The sequence below is a fragment of the Clostridium sp. FP2 genome, assembly GCF_011065955.2.
In the GTDB taxonomy this organism is placed as follows: domain Bacteria; phylum Bacillota; class Clostridia; order Clostridiales; family Clostridiaceae; genus Clostridium_AD; species Clostridium_AD tagluense.
On record NZ_JAAMNI020000001.1, the window covers coordinates 3,805,108 to 3,823,628 of the forward strand.

The 18,521-nt window shown below is 30.5% G+C and carries 17 protein-coding genes; 1 reads left to right on the plus strand and 16 read right to left on the minus strand.

Annotated features, from left to right (window positions below; genetic code table 11):
• Positions 1-8: 8 nt before the first annotated feature.
• The 11 genes from G9F71_RS18235 to G9F71_RS18285 all read right to left on the minus strand — a co-directional run bounded on the left by G9F71_RS18235 (position 9) and on the right by G9F71_RS18285 (position 10,136).
• Complete coding sequence (locus G9F71_RS18235; protein WP_125003951.1) at positions 9-317, minus strand: V-type ATP synthase subunit F; 309 nt, start codon at positions 315-317, stop codon at positions 9-11.
• On the minus strand, positions 310-1,311 hold the full coding sequence (locus G9F71_RS18240; RefSeq protein ID WP_164949190.1) for a V-type ATP synthase subunit C: 1,002 nt from the start codon (positions 1,309-1,311) through the stop codon (positions 310-312). The genes G9F71_RS18235 and G9F71_RS18240 overlap by 8 nt, the downstream gene beginning before the upstream one ends.
• 66 nt (positions 1,312-1,377) lie before the next feature.
• Positions 1,378-1,977, minus strand: a complete 600-nt coding sequence (locus G9F71_RS18245) for a V-type ATP synthase subunit E (protein ID WP_164949191.1) — start codon at positions 1,975-1,977, stop codon at positions 1,378-1,380.
• Positions 1,978-2,010: 33 nt separating this feature from the next.
• Entirely contained in the window at positions 2,011-2,487 is a 477-nt protein-coding gene (locus G9F71_RS18250) for a V-type ATP synthase subunit K (protein ID WP_164949192.1), read from the minus strand.
• Between the two features lie 13 nt (positions 2,488-2,500).
• Entirely contained in the window at positions 2,501-4,477 is a 1,977-nt protein-coding gene (locus tag G9F71_RS18255) for a V-type ATP synthase subunit I (protein ID WP_164949193.1), read from the minus strand.
• Positions 4,464-4,790, minus strand: a complete 327-nt coding sequence (locus G9F71_RS18260; RefSeq protein WP_164949194.1) for an ATPase — start codon at positions 4,788-4,790, stop codon at positions 4,464-4,466. Before G9F71_RS18260 ends, G9F71_RS18255 begins: the two co-directional genes overlap by 14 nt.
• 335 nt (positions 4,791-5,125) lie before the next feature.
• Positions 5,126-6,811, minus strand: coding sequence for a B12-binding domain-containing radical SAM protein (locus G9F71_RS18265; protein ID WP_164949195.1), 1,686 nt, complete (start codon positions 6,809-6,811; stop codon positions 5,126-5,128).
• Entirely contained in the window at positions 6,786-7,325 is a 540-nt protein-coding gene (locus tag G9F71_RS18270; RefSeq protein WP_164949196.1) for a class I SAM-dependent methyltransferase, read from the minus strand. Before G9F71_RS18270 ends, G9F71_RS18265 begins: the two co-directional genes overlap by 26 nt.
• Before the next feature lie 91 nt (positions 7,326-7,416).
• On the minus strand, positions 7,417-8,118 hold the full coding sequence (locus G9F71_RS18275) for a zinc dependent phospholipase C family protein (protein WP_164949197.1): 702 nt from the start codon (positions 8,116-8,118) through the stop codon (positions 7,417-7,419).
• An 83-nt stretch (positions 8,119-8,201) separates the two neighbouring features.
• Positions 8,202-9,500 (minus strand): hypothetical protein, encoded by a 1,299-nt coding sequence (locus tag G9F71_RS18280; protein WP_164949198.1) that lies wholly within the window; start codon positions 9,498-9,500, stop codon positions 8,202-8,204.
• A gap of 63 nt (positions 9,501-9,563) precedes the next feature.
• On the minus strand, positions 9,564-10,136 hold the full coding sequence (locus G9F71_RS18285) for a ferritin family protein (RefSeq protein WP_164949199.1): 573 nt from the start codon (positions 10,134-10,136) through the stop codon (positions 9,564-9,566).
• Positions 10,137-10,366: 230 nt separating this feature from the next.
• Here G9F71_RS18285 and spoVB point away from each other — a divergent pair, with 230 nt between their 5' ends.
• Entirely contained in the window at positions 10,367-11,872 is a 1,506-nt protein-coding gene (spoVB, locus tag G9F71_RS18290; RefSeq protein ID WP_164949200.1) for a stage V sporulation protein B, read from the plus strand.
• A 31-nt stretch (positions 11,873-11,903) separates the two neighbouring features.
• Here the strand turns inward: spoVB and G9F71_RS18295 are convergent, their stop codons facing one another.
• The 5 genes from G9F71_RS18295 to G9F71_RS18315 all read right to left on the minus strand — a co-directional run bounded on the left by G9F71_RS18295 (position 11,904) and on the right by G9F71_RS18315 (position 18,401).
• On the minus strand, positions 11,904-13,532 hold the full coding sequence (locus tag G9F71_RS18295; RefSeq protein WP_164949201.1) for a polysaccharide biosynthesis protein: 1,629 nt from the start codon (positions 13,530-13,532) through the stop codon (positions 11,904-11,906).
• A 42-nt stretch (positions 13,533-13,574) separates the two neighbouring features.
• Positions 13,575-14,528, minus strand: coding sequence for an RluA family pseudouridine synthase (locus G9F71_RS18300; protein ID WP_164949202.1), 954 nt, complete (start codon positions 14,526-14,528; stop codon positions 13,575-13,577).
• A gap of 135 nt (positions 14,529-14,663) precedes the next feature.
• Complete coding sequence (locus G9F71_RS18305; protein WP_164949203.1) at positions 14,664-15,836, minus strand: M20 family metallopeptidase; 1,173 nt, start codon at positions 15,834-15,836, stop codon at positions 14,664-14,666.
• 53 nt (positions 15,837-15,889) lie between these two features.
• Entirely contained in the window at positions 15,890-17,995 is a 2,106-nt protein-coding gene (locus tag G9F71_RS18310) for a cell division protein FtsA (RefSeq protein ID WP_164949204.1), read from the minus strand.
• Positions 17,996-18,101: 106 nt separating this feature from the next.
• The gene (locus tag G9F71_RS18315) at positions 18,102-18,401 is read right to left on the minus strand and encodes a hypothetical protein (protein ID WP_125003926.1); all 300 of its coding nucleotides are present in this window, start codon (positions 18,399-18,401) and stop codon (positions 18,102-18,104) included.
• Between the last annotated feature and the right edge of the window lie 120 nt (positions 18,402-18,521).

Sequence of the window (18,521 nt, forward strand, 5' to 3'; positions counted from 1 at the left end):
CTACCCTTCTATAAAATATTTACGCCCACCGCTTTTTCCACGTTATCGCGAATTCTTTGCATTCCTATGTTTAGCGAGCCCTGATTACTTGGTATTAATATAACGGCCGGAAGCATCTGTCTGTTATACCTTTTAATAGTTTCATCTAAATGCTGAGCTATCTGTTCTGTAACAAATATAACCGCATAATTATCTAATGCCATTTTATCTATAGCTTTTCTAGCTTCTTCAATTTCAATAACAGGGTATACGTCAATTCCGAGAGCTTTAAACGCAAGTATTGAATCTTTATCTCCAACTACTCCTACTTTATGCATAAACCTCACGCACCCTTTCTCTTATAACGATCGTATCAACATTATTTAATTTTCCAACCATAATTATTCTTATTATTTTTATTTCTGTTTCCTTGGCTAGGATATAAGCAAATACTGGTTCAGGTCCAAAAGTAATATACTTAGCAACTTTTAAAGTTTTCATAATATAGTTTTCTGAAAGCTTTTCAAGAGCGGATAGTTTCCCAGTTTTTATATACTCTTCTAGTCCCAATTTTATAACGTCACCATATTTTAATGAAGAAAATTTAGCTGCCATATTTTCAATAGTATCATCAAATGCTCTTAATAAAATATCATTAGCTATATCTCCACCGGTCAGCATAACTTCTTTTAAAAATTCTACATTCTTCTCTTGCCTTTTTAATCTAATAATTGATTTTATATTACAAAAATTTATACTTGTAACAACATAATGGATTATAAAATCAATTTTTGTTTCTTTTGCCCGCTCTAACATATCTATATACATATATTTATCTATTATAATATCTATCTTTTGAGGATCCTTAAGTTCATTGTAGACTTTTTCTGTTTGGATTATAGCTTCTCTCATCTTAGAATTTAATTCCCTATAATCTTCAGCTGTCATGTATAATTTAAGTTTTTCTATATCCACCGTACCTACAGGAATTAGCATATGAGAAAAGTCCTTATTTAAAGCCTTACTTTTTAACATTACCTTGATATTGTGGTAATCATATTTTAAACTCATAATATCTACTATAAGAGGGTCTGGAGAAACACTATACATAAGGGAATATACGCGATTTAATTCCTCCTTAAGTAGTATATTGTAGTCCTCTGGCCTTTTTACGTTTACCATTAAACTTGCATATTCAGTTTCTTGCAAGATTTTAATCACGTCTTCCGCCGAGGTACTATCAATCATTCTCTCAACCTTTACATTACTCAGGAGTCTTGTTTCTAATACTCTTAGCCTAGCCACAGCTTGTGTAAAATTCATTTTATCCATATATGGCTATCCTCCTTGTTTTGCTTAAGATAAGATAACAATTATTAATTGTTATCTTACTTAAATTTATTTGAATAATTCTTCAACAATTTCTGGTTCTAGCTCAGCTCTTAAAGAGTTAACTAGACTTTCAAAAGTATTATTAATCTCTATGCCATTTTTAAGCACTATAAATCCACTATTTATGTCCCTAGGCTGTTCACTTAACTTTATCTCGCCTACTTTTCCAGCGGCTTTTAGTCCTGTATTTATTTGGGATAAATAATCTTCACTCATAATGCTTTTATATTTCCCAGGAAGTATTATTTCTTCATCCCCTGCTATTGGCATTGATAAAAGATATTTTTTTACAAGTTCCAAATATTCATTTTCGCCCATTACTAAAAGATTTTCTAGGGACTTCGCAAATACCTTATCAATCATCTTTTGCATAGCTACTAATTTTTCATTTCTAACTGTTAGCTTAGCATTTGATATAATTCTTTGTTTAACTGTAACAGCTTCAATTTTAGCTTTTTCTAACATTTGTAGCTCTAGTTCCTTGGCACCTTTTACTTTGTTTTCTATAATTAAAGCTCCGTTATCTTTAGCTTCCTTCAACATAGCCTCTGCTTTAATACTCGCATCCTCTACTATTTTAGAAGATAAATTTTCTAAATTTGACATATCTCCACATCCTCTAAACTCTTAGTTTTAAAATTAGAATGTCTTACTTACGAGTATTATTGAAACAACGAATGCTAAAATCGCATAAGTTTCAACCATTGCTGCAAGTATAATAGCTTTTGTGCTATGCTCTGGTTTTTTAGCTACTATTGCAATACCAGCTGCAGCTGTTTTAGCCTGAGATATTGCTGAGTATAAGCCTACAAATGCTATTGGTAAGCAAGCCATAAATAAGTACATTCCCTTATCTAAAGTCATAGCCGTAGCTAATTTGGGTAGCACCATAAGTCCTATAACAAAACCATAAAGTCCTTGTGTACCTGGCAATAATTGAAGAATAAGAGCCTTACCAAATTTTTCTGGTTCTTCAGTTGTGAGTCCCGCAGCGGCTTCCCCAACTATACCTACGCCTCTTGCTGATCCTATTCCTGGTAAAATTACCGCTAGTGCCATTCCTAATGCTGCAAAAACATACCCACCATTTTTACCTAAAAACTCCATAAACGTCATAATTAATTCCTCCTTAAATTTGCTTTCCTTTTATTACAGTAACATATTGATTTTTTGGTTTAAATACTATAAACGCTTTTCCTCCACCTTCATAAAACTTACTAAAATACTCTACATATTGAAGTCTTGCACTATGAACAAATGCTCCTAAAGCACTTAGTAACATATTAAAGGTTTGTGCACCCACAAATATAAATACTCCAAAAATAATATTAAATGGAGCTGGTATCATTCCAATAAGCATATTAAAGGACACTGCTATAAATCCGCCAGAAAGTCCTAGTGCCATAAGTCTTGAGTATGAAACCAAATCTCCTATATAGCTTGATATACCATATAAACCATATAGTCCTCCACCAAGCTTTGCACCTATACCTTTATTTTGTCTTCCTTGTGTTAATACTAATGCAACCATTCCTACTATCATAACCCATTTACCTATATTGATTACATTTGGAGAGAGCCCTACAGTTGCTCCACCTAGGAATAAAAATGCTCCAGTTAATGCAGCGTACCATGTTAAAACATCATAAATAGCATCCATTGGCTTACCATCTCGAATTAGCATGTAGCCACGAACTCCAAGACCAAAATAAATTTGGAATGCCCCTATTACTATAGATATAACCAATAGCTTCATTAAATCTTCTCCAGGATTTATTAAACCCTTAAATTCAAATTCAAATAAATAGTTTAATATATCTCCAAAGAAACTTCCATAAAGAGCTCCTGCTATTGCTGTTGGTATACTTAGATATAAGAAGAACTTAGCAAATTTTTTCTGACCTTCATCTAAATTAAATTTCTTTAATGCAAGTGCGCAAGCTATAAACATTACTATCCCATATCCTAAATCAGCTAGCATCATTCCAAAAAACACCATGTAAAAAGGTGTATGTAGTGGTGTTGGGTCTATCTCTGAATATTTAGGCAGACTATACATTGATGTTATTAACTCAAAAGGTTCTACTAATGAGTTATTCTTCAAAAGTATAGGAACTTCATCATCTTCCCGAGTAGCATCTTCTACCTCTAAATAGAAATTTTCTTTAGTTATAGACTTTATTACCTCTTCTAAATCCTTTGCTAATCCTGTTGGTACCCAGCCCTCTATAGCAACTACGCTTTCTGTTTTCAAGAAATTTTCACAAGCTGATGCTTTTATATGTTTATTTAATAAATATTCATAAACAACTTTAAAATCTTCTAAATACTTACAATTTTCTTTTATTTCAATATTTATTATTTCTTCTTCTTTAGCTATAGCATCTAATCTTGCCTTAAACTCCTTTAGTAGTTGTGCTGGAATTCCATCATATTTTAAATTAATAGCATTAAAGCTATAGTTCTTAAGAATTTCTTTAGCTTTCTCTTCGTACTCTTTATATACTAAAGCAATTACATTTACTCCATTTTTCCCTTCACTTATAACTTCTAAATAAGAATATGGAATTTCACTGTCAAATTTTTCTCTAAAAGTATCTTTAGAAACCTTTGGGATTGACCCCATTAGAAATAGGGTGGAATTTAATGCTTTTAAATCCTTAAAATTTGAATCCAGTGGTATCCAAGGTGTCAATACTTCTATTTCAGAATTAATTTTAGCTCTTTCATTCTTCATTTCTGTAAGTGTATTGTCTTTTTCTTTTAACTTTTTATAGTTTTCACTATAATTTGATTTTTTAGCTAATGCTTCTAGTTCTTCATAATTCAAAGACCTTTTACCCTTGACTAAAGATTTTATAGCGCCTTCTTTTTCTATGTGCTTTAGTAATAGGTCAATAGCAAATTTTACTTTTGCCTGTTCACCTTCTAAATAAGAAACTTTTTCATTTTCAGAGTCTTTTACTAGAGATTGTAAATGTTCTTCTTCAAGCTTTTGTAGATTTATAAATTGAACATTTTCAAATCTATGAAGGCTATCTAGTAAAGTTTCTTTTTGTGATTCAAAGGCAAATAATGTGAATTTACTCATTTTAACTATTGCCATTATTTTTCACTATCCTCTCAACCACTATGCTTACTGCTCTATTAAATTTTTCACTTTCTAAACTAAGTATACTCTCTACCTCTATTTTACCTTTTTCTAAAATAGGTTCAGAACTTATCCTACCTTGTTCTTTAGCATTTTCGATAATCTTTTTAGTTTCTTCTCTAGCAGCATCCAAAACCTTTTTGTGCTGACCTTCAGCTTCGGTCTCCGATTTTTTTAATATATCCTTACTACGGTCAATTGCCTTATTAATATTATCTGCTGCTTGCTCCTCTGCATTTTTTATACTTTTTATTGCCTCTAGTGCCAAAATATCACCACCTTTTTTCTAAGAAGGCACCTTCAAATAAATAAAAATGAAGTTTCTAATTTATTTATTTTTCTGTACCTAAATAGGTATAATGAGTATAGCTCAATTATTAAATACTTTTGTATAATATTAAATACCAAGTATGGTGTTTAACATTATACTTTATGTAGTATTGAATACAACTTAATTATACTTAGTATTAGTATAAATTTCAACTAATTTTTTTGAAAATTAACAAATATTCGTAATATTAAATCATTTTTCTAGGGTTATAATGATTTTTAAGGTAGCTTTTGGGTTTTTTTTGAAATTTCGCGAAGTTCTTCTTTCATATTTTAAACTAAAATATAAGTTACATCCCTTATATTCTCCTCATCATTAATATCATAAATTAAATAATGAGCTTCCTCACAAATATTATTATTCTCTATATAACCTAAAATATTAATCATAAATTTTTCAATATGAATATTGTTAGTATTGTTTATACTATCGTTTTGTATTAACTTTTCTTTAATCTTTTTTTCTGTTTCCTTATTTACATCTCTAAGTAGAAAATTTGGAAGCCATTTCTTTTTGTTATATTTAAGATAATCATATTTAACAATCTCTTTTAAAGCGAAGTTTTCACCTTTAAGTTTTTCCTCATTAAATTCAATAAATATCTTATAGTAATCTACAGAAGATATACTTCTACTAAGATACCCTTTATCATAAAAAAATGTACCTAAAGACAAATAAAAATCAAAAGCAGATTCAAATTTAGGGGTAAAATATTTTAATATAGTTTTGAATTTCTGAGAATTATAGTATTTATCCACCATCTCTTCAACTCTTTTTAGAAGAATGATTTCATCATAACTTATGTCCTTGGTTTTCAGCACCTCATAGGGAGTATAGTTTGAGTGAACAATCCCCCACTTCTCTGCTTCGTCTTTCATAGGTGCGCCTTTTAATATTTTAAGGAATCCAAGTTGTATTTCGTCCGGTTCTATGGCGTATAAATCATTAAAAGACTTTTTAAAGGATTCAAAGTTTTCCCCTGGAAGTCCTGCAATTAAATCTAAATGTTGCTTTATATTGCCATACTTTTTTAGCTCCATAACCTGTTTTTTTATATCTTCGAAAACTACAAATCTATTTATATTTTTTAATACTTCATTATTTGTTGTCTGAACGCCTACTTCAAACTGAAATCTCCCCTTTGGTGCCTTTTCTAAAAGTTTAAGCTGCTTATCATTTAATATATCCGCTGAGATTTCAAAATGAAAAGTGGTTTCTGTATCTAAACTCATTAAATATTCCCAAATTCCCATAGCAAATTCATCACTACAATTAAAAGTTCTATCAACAAATTTTATAAGTTTTACATTTTTATCTATTAAAAACTTTAAATCAACTTTAACCCTTTCTAAATCCATAAACCTAACTCCACGTATAGTTGAAGAAAGACAATATTTGCAGTTAAAAGGACATCCACGTGAAGCTTCGAAATATACTATTTTGTTATTTAAATCATCATCAATGTTATAGGGGAAAACAATCTTATTTAAATCCATAAGTTTTCTTTTCCCGCCATAAAATATTTTATCATTTTCTTTATAGTACAAGCCTTTAATATCTTTAAGGTCACTACCTGCTATCATATATTCTATAAATTCTCTGTAGGTTTCTTCCCCTTCTCCCTCAATTAAGTAATCCGCAAAGCTATCTTTTAAATAATTTTCACTATCAAAAGATACTTCTGGACCTCCATATAACAATTTTATATTATTATCTATAAGTTTTAGCAAATCAGATATCTGTTTAACATAATCTCTATTCCATATGTAACAAGAAAAAACCACTATATCGGCTTTTTCTCTTATAATTTCTTGAACAATTCGCTCCACTCTATCATTTATAGAAAACTCTCTTATAAGGCACTGATAATTTAAATCCTCAGTAAATGCTTTTAAATACCTAATTGCAAGGTTACTGTGTGTAAATCTAGAATTAATTCCCACTAATAATACTTTCATCTTTTGATTTCCCTCTCCTTTTGCATATCATGTAATAAATATTGTCAGAACTTTTCAAAGTTGTTATTTCAAAATAAGGCTTCAAAATTTCAATTGTATTTTCTTTAGAACTATTTTTAAATAAATTTAAGTCTCTTAAATTTATTTTTTTTGTACTTTTATCAGGTAACACAATATTTATTCTTGAATTAAAAATTTTACCAAAGCCCTTATCTATGTCCCATATATATAATAACCCATCCATTTTCAAAAATTTATATATATCTTCTATCAATTTTTCTTTGCTCTTTATGAATTTCATATCACTTAGTGTAAAAAACAGTGCGCAGGTGTCATATGAACCTTCCTCTATTTTTGTCTTGTCTCCTTTGCCCTCTATATACTCTACACTATTGCTATCATCAATATATTGTTTGCATATGTTATATATAATCCCATAATTAGAAAAACCTATGTCTAATATATTTCCCTTGAAAATTTCTTTCTCAAGATTTATAAAAACCTCCCTTTTCAATTATTGACCCCCTCATCAAATATAATTTTATATGTTTACTTGTTTTTAAATTATTCTTCAAAAACAAAATAATTCCTCTAAAATAAAGGAATTATTTCTTAATTTCATTATAAAAATTTATCATTAACCCTGCGGTAGTCTTTTGTGCCCTCTGCACTATAAGTACAGATATTTTATTGTATTTTTCTTCTTTGCTTTTTACATTTGCGTAGGAAATATAAGTCTTATTAGCAAATACTGCATTGTTTTTTATATAGTCCTCTACCTTATCTTGCTTTATTATTTCATTGAAAATAGGGAAAGAATAATCACTCATTAATTTACTTATAATCCAAAGTTCAAAATTTCTGTGATTTTTCAGGAGTTTATTGTTCACATGCTGCGGAACTGTAGCATCTTGAACTAAATGGCATGCTGCTCCAAAATAAAACATTGCTTGCCTAATATCCCCTGCCTCCACAAATTTCAAAGCGCTTTTATAATATTTCTGGAATTCAGTTAATGCATTTGAAAATCCATAAAGGCCAGTACCCTTAAAGTGATGATAAAAATGATTTGAGCTCTTAAAGTCTTGATCTGCCCACGTAACTCCATTGTTTAATTCTTTTATATGTGATTTGTAAAAACTATGAACATCACTATATCCCTGATTTTTTAATATTTCGATAGCTTGAATATTTATAAATTTATGAACAATACAGTGAGTTTTCATGATCTTTTTTTTGATTGGATTTACTGTTATCATTAAGGCTTTTAAAGTTTTTCCATAAGTAGCTTCAATTTTTTTCTTCAAACTGTTCACCTCTTAATTTAGTATACACTAAATTGACTTTGAAAACATATTATTAATTTGCAACAATATGTATTTACTCTATTCTAGTTCTTTTTGCCGAGTCCTACAAGTATGCTAACTATTAAAGTTACTACAATTGCTAATAAATAGTAAAAAAATCTTTCTGTTCCCTTCCCTATAACATCACTTTGTTTTTTTTCTATTGATATTAGATATCCACTTTTAGAATCTAATAGAATTAATTTATTAAAAAACTTAATACTAGATATATAGGTGTCGCCTCCAAAGTTAATCTTTTCTTTAAGTACATTATTCTTATTTAAACTATATATACTATTATCTTTCTTTTCATAAAAATATATACATTCTTTATCACCTAAGATTCCTTGTTTATCAAATGATAAACCTACCAAACTATCTACTGCACTATGCTTATATATTGGTGCAGGTGGGTTTGTTGTAGGGTGCTGATCTAAAATAAAAGGTATAGTATTGTTATTTGTACCTTTAAATTTAGGGGAGCTTATTGGATCTCCACCAGCATAATCTGGAAAACCATACCATACATTCTTTTTAATTTGGTATATATAATCACTATCTCCAATCACAGGTCTTAACCCTCTATCCTCCATTCCTCCAACAGAAGCTATTATTTTGCCCTCACTGTTAAAATCTATGCCTTTGATATTTCTAATACCCCAAGCAAAATTTCCCTGAGCTCCAGTTTTTAAATTGTAAATTATTATGGATGAATTTCCAATCATATGTCCTGTTATGATTTGTCCCTTTATATTTTTAGTTTTATATGAAACAAATGATCCAGTTTCTTCCTCTCCGAAATTAATCCCTTTTATAGTTATATCTTTTGGTGAAATATCATGATTTTGAGGATAATCATCTATCCACGAATTATCAAGCCCCACTACCCCAGAATTGCTAGCTGACCCTATTGTAACAAATAGATAATCTCCATTAACTCTAATCAAACTATTATTATAATCCCCATAATTAGGTATATTCTTAATTATTTCACTATTTTTCTTTGATTTTAAATTATAAGAATAAATAAATGCACCTGATGCGTAATACAGCACACTATTATTATACTCTAAACTAGTTATACTTAGCTTCTTATTAGTAAACAAATTATATGCACTACCAGCTTTATCAATGTACTGCACGTGGTCTTTAAAAGCTACGTAATAGTTTCCATCACTGTCTATCGTAAAATCTACTGCTCCACTTAATCCCTTAAACAGTATCTGTGGTTTTATAGCTTCATCTTTCATGGTGATCTTATATTCGCTTAAAGAACTCTTTAATGAAAACAGTGCAAAAGCCATTATAGCTAAAATCACTATAAAACCAATGGTCTTCTTCATACTTCCCCCCCAAATTAAAAATACTCTAATCTATATATATTTACATAGATTAGAGTATATGTATTAATAATTTCTAGCAATTTGTATATGCTCTCGTTCAACTGACCATAAAGCATGAAATACTTCTTTAATAATTGTATTATTTATTTTATTTCCCTGTTTTTCATAAAATCTGGCAGCATGAATCTCTCTATTTTCTGCAAGCTCCATTAAGCTTTTGTCGCTTTTATGTTTACTATAGTCTATATCAACTAGTGTAGGTATTTGTTTGAAGCCTCCTAGCTTTTGATGCACTATAGCATGTACATATTCAATCTTTGAGAGTGCTACAAAAGTTTCTTTAACAGCCAAGCTATGAGCAAGTTTTGCTGCTGCCTTATAAAAATCCGAATTAAATATTTCAAGCTTCATTGCATGCTCTAGTATTATTAAAGTATTCTCATCTAAACTTTCAGTTGGCACTTTATAGATTTCTTCTTTAAAATTTGTTTCGTCTTCAGGTTTTAAATATGCAGCACTAACACCACAAAAGGGACAATATTTAATATGATCGCTTTCATTTGTTTCTAATAATCCTTGGTTATTCACATTGAAATTGTTTATATTTATATTCATCCCGCATATCAAACATTTCATATTATTACTCTCCTTAATGCACACTTAGTTAATTATCAAGTCCTGTGCTAATCATTTTGACTGGTTACTTTTTTTATTACTAATATAATTATTTTAACATAAAAAGCTCTCCATTCTTACAATTTGCATTATATAATTTTCATGTTCTTTTAGAATATAATCATAAAGCTTCACATAATAATTATTAATAACCGTTAACTACCAATGCTAAAAAAAGGGAGGGGGCTTTTATGATTAAAGATAATTTCTATAGAGACTCAATAATTCTCACAGTATCAAATTTAACTGCTGGAATACTCAGATTTATGTTTTCAATTCTACTTTCAAAAAAATTAGGGGCAGAAGGTATGGGTCTATATAGCTTAGTAATGCCTATTTACGATTTATTCACTTGTCTTATTTGTGGTGGAATGGTAACCGCTATTTCAAAGGAAGCTTCAGCTTATTATGGAATAAATGATTATGGTAATCTTAACAAATCTATACATACTGCCTTAGTTTTTGATTTTGCATGGGCTATATTAATAACAATTTTAGTGTTTCTTTTTTCACCCTACATTAGTACATATATAATAAAAGACACAAGGACACTATATTCCCTTTGGGTTATTTGCCCCGCACTAATCTTTGTTGCTCTTTCATCTATATACAAGGGTTATTTCTACGGTATTTCAAATGTTAAAGTTCCTGCAATCATAGACGTAGTTGAAAAATTCGTAAGAATGGCAATAATACTTGGTCTAATAAATTATTTTGCATTAAAAAATGTAACTTCTACTGTGACTGCTACTTATATTTCCTTAAGCATTGGAGAATTAATAAGTTTTATTCTATTATTTATATTCTATGAAAAAAGCAAAAATAAATTTAGGAATTGCACAAAAAAAATTGAAGGAAGAGCTCAACTTTTATTTAACATTCTGGTTGTTTCACTCCCCTTAAGCTTAAATGGTTTTTTAAGCACTGTAATTTCCGCCCTATCCACTCTTATTGTACCAAGGAGGCTAGTTTGCGCAGGCCTTGAATATACCGCCAGCCTCGCCCTAATAGGTAAGTTTTCGGGTATGGCTATGAGCATAGTCTTCTTTCCTTTTATCATTGTAATGTCCATGGCAACTATATTAACTCCAGATATTTCTAAAAGTATTAGTAAAAATGATTATAATGCACTAGAGCATAGAATAATGGAAGTTATAAAGATTTCATTTTTACTAGGTATTTCAACTATGATAATATGTTTATGCATTGGGGACTCTTTAGGAAAACTATTTTTTGACAGATATGACTTAGGCACCTACATACGCCTTGCTGCATTAAGCGCACCATTTATGTACATGTCTGGTTCCACCTTTGGAATTTTGAATGGACTTGGCAAACAAAAATCTCTTTTAGTAAATTCAGTAATAACCTCTATTCTCCAGCTTATATTGCTGTATATATTATTAGGTATCCCAAGTATAAACATTTTAGGCTACGGCATAACTCTCATTATAACCTCTGTAATAAGTTTTATATTGAATATTAATGCCATCAAAAAAAGCTGCTATCTAGAGTTTTCAGGGGTAGAAATGTTAATCAATATTTGTCTTAGCATATTCTTATACTTTATATTGAAAATTCTAGATAATGCATTGCCAAATTCTATGTTTATTACTAAAAACGTAGTAATTATTGCTACTGGCTTCTCTCTAGTATTCTTTTCTTTTTTCCTTACAAAAAAAAGTAAACAAGTCTAGTGCCTTAAAAGCATTAGATTTGTTTAAATTTCTACCTGATTTTATTTAAAATATACTTAGGTATAAGTTTCTTAATCTTGTGAGGTAATACCCCTAAATCTTCTTTAGTTATTCCGCCTATTATCACTAAGATGAAGAAATAAGTTAATATAGCTAAAGGCATAGCAACTAATATAGCAAAAGCATTAGCAACATAACCCTCGCGAACAAAACTAAATGTAAAATTAAAGCTACCATACACTATTTTAGCCACTATCGCCATACCACCTGATGCTATTATTGGTTTAATTGCATGACTAAATAGACTAACTTTAATCCTTAGCACTTTGTTCATAGTATTATGGTTCAGTATTAAAATTATGGCAAAACTTACTCCATTGGCCATAACAGCACCCAATATATTAATGCTTGGTATGGCTACAAAAATATAATTAATAATTATTTTGCCTATTAACCCGATTACTGCATAAAAGGTAACTAAGTAAAGTTTTCCAAGCCCTTGAAGAATTGAAGTTTGAATACTAACCACAGCCATAAGTATTATTACCACTGAACCATATATAAGTAATCTTGATACATCAGAATCATATTGTATAAGCTCTATTATAGGTTTAGATAAAACCGCAAGTCCAACTGCGGAAGGTACTGCCACTAAAAAGCATAGTCTAAAGGCATAATTAACTTTGCTTCTTACAGCTTTTCTATCTCTAAGTGCCATTAAGCTAGATATAGATGGCAGAATGGTTATAGCTAGAGATGAGATAATGGCTATAGGCACACCTATCAATGTTGTATATTGAGTTAATACACCCCATAAAATAGCAACCTGTTTTTCAACAATTCCAGCATCAAACATTCTTAATTGAACTAACCTTAAATCAATTAGTAATCCTGCTTGTTGTATTCCTAAACATACTGTCATTGGCATAGCGTAACTTAATAATTTTTTTATTAATTTTTTAGTAGTTAATCTTTTTATATTTAATTTATTATATCCTTTTGGTACTATAAACACTTTATTTTTTTCATAGGCATAAATCATATATATTGCAGCAACTAGTGCTCCTAAAGATGTACCAATGGTTCCCCCTGCCGCCCCTGCTGATATTCCATATTTTATAAAATACGCTGCAAAAGCTAAACTAAATATTGTATTTGCAATTTGCTCTAATACCTGTGATACAGCAGTGGGGGTCATATTTCCTCTACCTTGGAAATACCCTCTATAAGCTGATAATACCGATGTTATTAAAACAGTTGGTGCCAGTGCCATAATGGCTAGCCTTGCAGTAGCACTTTTTGTTATGTTTGCTAGCTGTCCTGCAAAAACAAGCATTAATAATGACATAATCAGCCCTAATAGAAAAAGTAAAAATCTAGCTATTTTAAAAGTCTTCACCGCATCTTTGTAATTTCCTATTGCTATGAGCTCTGATACCATCTTGGATATAGCAACAGGAATACCAGCATTTGTTAATATATATATATATATAAATATAGGGTATGCACGTGCATATATACCATACCCTTCTTTCCCTAATATTTTTATTAAAAAAGGTACATAAAGTAGAGATAAAATCTTAACCATAAAACCTGCCGCTGATAATATGGCAAAGCCCTTTGTGGTAGATTGTTTTTTTAAATTTGCCCTTTCACTCATTAAATCATCACCTTCGATACTAAAATATCGTTAAGCCACCTGCTAAAATTTAAATACGTCTTTTTTAATCTTTTTTAATACTGGTGGTAAACTTTCTGCAATAGTTTTGTTCTCCATATAAGATAGTTCTTCTGGGCAATTCTTAAAGGTCGCCTTATATGCATATAGAAATTGATAATCTAAACCATATTTATTATTGAAAAAACTATTCATTTTTTTATCTCCGTATTTTGAATCACCAACAATTGCATTTCCTAAATGACTTAAATGTGCGCGAAGCTGATGGCTTCTTCCTGTTAAAAGATTGATATCTATTAAAGAGAATGTACCACAACTTTGCAAAGTTTTAACTTCCATTGCTATTTTTTTTGTATTTGGCATTTGAGTGTCGAATACCTGTGATATATTTGCATCTTCATCTTTACGTATATATCCTTCGTAAACTCCATCTTTAATCCTATTACTTACTAGTGCCATATAAAATTTTTCAACGTTTCGCTCTCTTATCATTTCATTCAAAAGTTTAAGAGATTTGAAATTCTTACCAAAGATAACTATACCTGAAGTATTTCTGTCTAGTCTATTACATGGTGCTGGGGTAAAGGTTATTTCATTTTCTGGTCTGTAATCTCCCTTATCAAATAAATAAGAAAGCACATAATCTATTAAAGTAGCTTCGCCGCCCACTTTATCAGAATGAACTAAAACACCTGGCCATTTTTCCACCATTAATATATTTGAATCCTCAAAAGTTATTTTTAAATTATTCTCAATTCTTTTAAACTCTTCCTTTTTAAACTCACTGGTAATATATTTTGTTTCAACAATATCACCTTCTACTAGTGAATGTTTTTCCTTTATTTTGCTACCATTGACCCTAATATCACCTTTTCTAAATGCTTTATATATTTTGCTAAGTGGTACATCACCAAGTACTTTTCTCATAAATTTATCTGTTCTTTGTCCTGCTTCATTTGCTCCAATTTCTATCCTCATCCATATCCTCCTAATTCTTCTATCTCTTGTTCTTTTATATAATGACGAATCCTCAGATAATCTAATTTATTTTGTAATAAATCAACTTACACTTTTAAAAAAACACATCAAGCATCAATTATATACTAATATGGGTTATGAATTCAATAAAAATTCGTAAGCTAATTTACATTGCATAGCTACACCTACTTTTATACAACTCTCATCTATGTCAAATAAACTTCCATGAGCCGGATTTACTATACCCTTTTCTGCGTTTCCACTTCCTAGAAAATAAAATAGTGATGGTCTTTCCATTGAGAAATAAGCAAAACTTTCCACTCCCATAGTAGGCTGGTCTAATTTATAAACATTGTCTTCACCAATTAATTCACTTGCTTTTTTTTCAAACATCTCCGCTAGTTTATCGTTGTTATAAAGACAAGGGTAGCTTTCCTCTATATCAATTTCACATTTGCCTCTCATAGAGTGCACAATGCCCTCTACTACCTGGACTAATCTTTTTTTTATATATTCCCTATGTTCACTTTTCATAGTTCTAATAATCCCTGATATTGTCACTTCTTCTGGTATAATATTTTGAGCTGTGCCTCCATGAATGGAACCTATAGTTATAACGGCTGCATCTGTGGGTGGAATTTCGCGACTTACAATGTTTTGAAGAGAAATAATAACATTGCTAGCTATTACAATAGGATCAATAGTCATATGTGGACTTGCACCATGTCCTCCTTTACCTATTATTTTTATAGTAAATGGATTTGATGCTGCATAGGCATCACCTCTTTTTAAACCAACAGTCCCAGCTTCTAGCCACTCTTCTACATGAAGTCCAATAACAGCATCTACTCTAGGATTCTCTAGCACTCCCTCTTTAATCATAATTGGTGCACCACCAGTAGTTTCTTCTGCTGGTTCAAAAAACAATTTAACATTGCCTCGGATTTCATCTTTCATGCTATTTAATATTTTTGCTGTTCCTAAAAGTATGGTGGTATGAGCATCATGCCCACAAGCATGCATTTTACCTAAAGTTTTTGATGCGTAACTGCATGTTTTCTTATCCTCTAGGGGAAGTGCATCCATATCCGCCCTTAGCGCAATGGTTTTTTCACCCTTGCCGCGAATAATAGCACAAATTCCTGTTCCAGCTACTTCATAAAATTCAATTCCCTCTACTGATAAAAAGTCTTTTACCTTTTGAGATGTTCTAAATAAATTAAAGCCTAGTTCTGGGTTTTCATGAAGATCACGCCTTATTTCTATTAACTCACTTTCAATACTTTTTGCCCTATCTAAAAAATTCAATAATTACACCTCTTTAATTGTTAGTCACTTTCAAAATAAGCAATTTATTTTATTTAGGATGTACTAATGCTATTTTCCCAATACATTTGGATTACATCTCCATTATTTAGCGTCTCGTAATAACTAGCTTTGCTTCCATTAAGCGTCAGTATTAAGTTTCCCTTTGAAATAGATAAATCGAACTCTACATAATCAAATATATCAAGGAATATGTATTTTTCTTTATTTTTAAGGGTAATGTTTTTTTTATTAACTTCAACAATAACACTTGGCACTCCGCTTTCTAATTTAGTATGTACAATTTCTGTGCTAGCCTGCTTCTCATTAACTATGGACTCCTTATTTTCTATTTCCTTGTGAATTTCAAAGGGTATATCAGCTTGTTTCACCTCTTGTTCTTCCACAATACTTTCATCCTTTTCAATTACACTATATATTCTGTCCCCTTCTTTTATAATATAATCCTTTTGTAGCTCTTTATTATTCATTATAAAAGTTGAACCACATGCAATGTCAGGGAAATAATTTGCGTATTCCTGTATTGTAGTAGGGAACACTATGCGAGCATCGTCATCTTCTTTTATTACAGCGTTTATTCGCGACCTTTCGCCATTAATAAATGTTGCTGGCTCAATATTTTGTATTATATCATCAAAATAAAAACTCACAGCTTGAATATTCTTCACAAAATCCATAATTTTAGGCTCAGCATTTTTTCCATCAATACAGAAATCAATTTCAATAACATCGCCTTCTTTTACCTCAGAATCAATATTACTAGGTATACTGTTTATCCTTATTTCTGCTCCCGTGCCAAGAGTTCCAAAGGCCACTCGTTTTATCTCATTAACTACAAATCTTATATTACGTCCATTTTTGCCAATCAATATTTTCGGGTTTATGCCTGATTGTACCATTACATCCATAACCGTATGTTTATGTGCATTAAATAGACTTATAATCTTATCATTTATGGTGACGTCAACAAAATCATGACCTAGTTTCTTTATTGATATAAGTGCAATGCCTAAAACTGTAACTCCTATGCTTCCAAGGTTACCATCACATATACAGTCAACTACTGCATCCCGACCTTTAATTGCAACCCTTTGAATTGGTAGATTTAAAATTTTAGCAATATTTTCTTTAATAAAAGGTGTATGTGCTCCCCCACCTACTAGAAATACTGCATTAGGAGCCTTTCCTCCATTTAATTCAATTATCTTATTCCCAATTTCTTCTGAAATCTTCGTAACTGTAGGGTTAATTATTTTCAATACATCCTCTGGCTCTATTTCATTTTCAAAGCCTAAAACATCTATAAATTGAATTTTGTCTTTTCCACTGCACTGCTTTTTAATTATTTCAGCGGTATTAAAATCAACTAAATAAGCTTGCGCTATTATTTCAGTTATCTCATCTCCTGCAATAGGCACCATACCATAAGCACTTATGCTGTCCTTGCTACTAATCGCAATATCCGAGGTACCTGCTCCAATATCCACTAAGGCTAAATTTAATAATCTTAAATTCTGTGGCACTGCAGCTTCCATAGCAGCTATTGGCTCTAAGGTTAAACTTACAACTTCAAGTCCAGCTTTATTCATAACAGCATAAAGACTATCAACCACTGAGCGTGGAAGGAAGGTCGCAATTATTTCTACTGCAATCTTTTCTCCTTTGTGGGCGTTTAGATTGGAGATTATGTATCCATTTAAATAGTAATTTTTCACACTATATCCTACACAATAAAGTTTACCTTGTGTGGACTTATTAACTTCATCCTCAGCCATTTTAACTGCAGTAAGCTCTAAACTTCTAATGACTTCCCTATCAATTTCATTATCGCCCTCAATTTCTATTTCAGACTTTATTTCAGTTGTCCTTAAAAATCTTCCCGCAGCCGCAATAGCAACCTTAGTTAATGAAATCTTTAAACTGCCCTCTAATTCTTTTTTTATTTTTTTTACTCCACTAGCTACCAATTGAATATCATGAATTTGACCATCAATCATAGCTCTTTCTTCATGTTCTATGTAACTTTCAGCAATAACTTGAAATTTTTTCTCAGCTATTACCCCCACTGTCCCTATGATGGATCTTGTTCCTATATCTAAAGCAAATATAATATCCTCTGCGTTAACATTTGTGATTTCCATTTGTATACCTCTTCCTCACAAAATTATTTTAATGTACATAAGCTCATATTCATAGAATATGAGCTTATTAAAATTATATAACATTATATAGCAACTTTCAACAAAACTACTGTATTAACTTAATTACTCCAGAGTTTTCTGATATATAAGGTAATTGTTTTATAATAGTGTAAATATATTTTGGTTTTGATTTATCCTCTTTTAAAACCTGCTCCAATGATAACTCATTATAATACAATAGCTTGCACCAAAAATCCACAAAGTCATCTCTTGTAATAAAAATAATATTATCTCGCTCTTTAACTGTAAACCCACAGTTAAATCTCTCCAAAATTTCTACTTCTGAGTATTCTTTATTTGACAAAATTAATCGTACATCTTCCCACATTTTCTTAAATGCAACCATTATATTCCTCCTTAATAGGACTACCTTTTATAGTATAACATATTGGTGTTCCGTGTTAAATATTACGCCCTATTACATTATATGTGTTATTTAATTGCTTTGCAACTAGATAATATAATA

Excerpts from the sequence above, each read along its gene's own strand:
- G9F71_RS18245 (WP_164949191.1), bottom strand. The coding sequence starts at position 1,977 with ATGTCAAATTTAGAAAATTTATCTTCTAAAATAGTAGAGGATGCGAGT.
- G9F71_RS18240 (WP_164949190.1), bottom strand. The coding sequence starts at position 1,311 with ATGGATAAAATGAATTTTACACAAGCTGTGGCTAGGCTAAGAGTATTA.
- G9F71_RS18310 (WP_164949204.1), bottom strand. The coding sequence starts at position 17,995 with ATGGAAATCACAAATGTTAACGCAGAGGATATTATATTTGCTTTAGAT.
- G9F71_RS18235 (WP_125003951.1), bottom strand. The coding sequence starts at position 317 with ATGCATAAAGTAGGAGTAGTTGGAGATAAAGATTCAATACTTGCGTTT.
- G9F71_RS18280 (WP_164949198.1), bottom strand. The coding sequence starts at position 9,500 with ATGAAGAAGACCATTGGTTTTATAGTGATTTTAGCTATAATGGCTTTT.
- G9F71_RS18285 (WP_164949199.1), bottom strand. The coding sequence starts at position 10,136 with ATGAAATGTTTGATATGCGGGATGAATATAAATATAAACAATTTCAAT.
- G9F71_RS18295 (WP_164949201.1), bottom strand. The coding sequence starts at position 13,532 with ATGAGTGAAAGGGCAAATTTAAAAAAACAATCTACCACAAAGGGCTTT.
- G9F71_RS18250 (WP_164949192.1), bottom strand. The coding sequence starts at position 2,487 with ATGACGTTTATGGAGTTTTTAGGTAAAAATGGTGGGTATGTTTTTGCA.
- G9F71_RS18265 (WP_164949195.1), bottom strand. The coding sequence starts at position 6,811 with ATGAAAGTATTATTAGTGGGAATTAATTCTAGATTTACACACAGTAAC.
- G9F71_RS18300 (WP_164949202.1), bottom strand. The coding sequence starts at position 14,528 with ATGAGGATAGAAATTGGAGCAAATGAAGCAGGACAAAGAACAGATAAA.
- G9F71_RS18255 (WP_164949193.1), bottom strand. The coding sequence starts at position 4,477 with ATGGCAATAGTTAAAATGAGTAAATTCACATTATTTGCCTTTGAATCA.
- spoVB (WP_164949200.1), top strand. The coding sequence starts at position 10,367 with ATGATTAAAGATAATTTCTATAGAGACTCAATAATTCTCACAGTATCA.
- G9F71_RS18315 (WP_125003926.1), bottom strand. The coding sequence starts at position 18,401 with ATGGTTGCATTTAAGAAAATGTGGGAAGATGTACGATTAATTTTGTCA.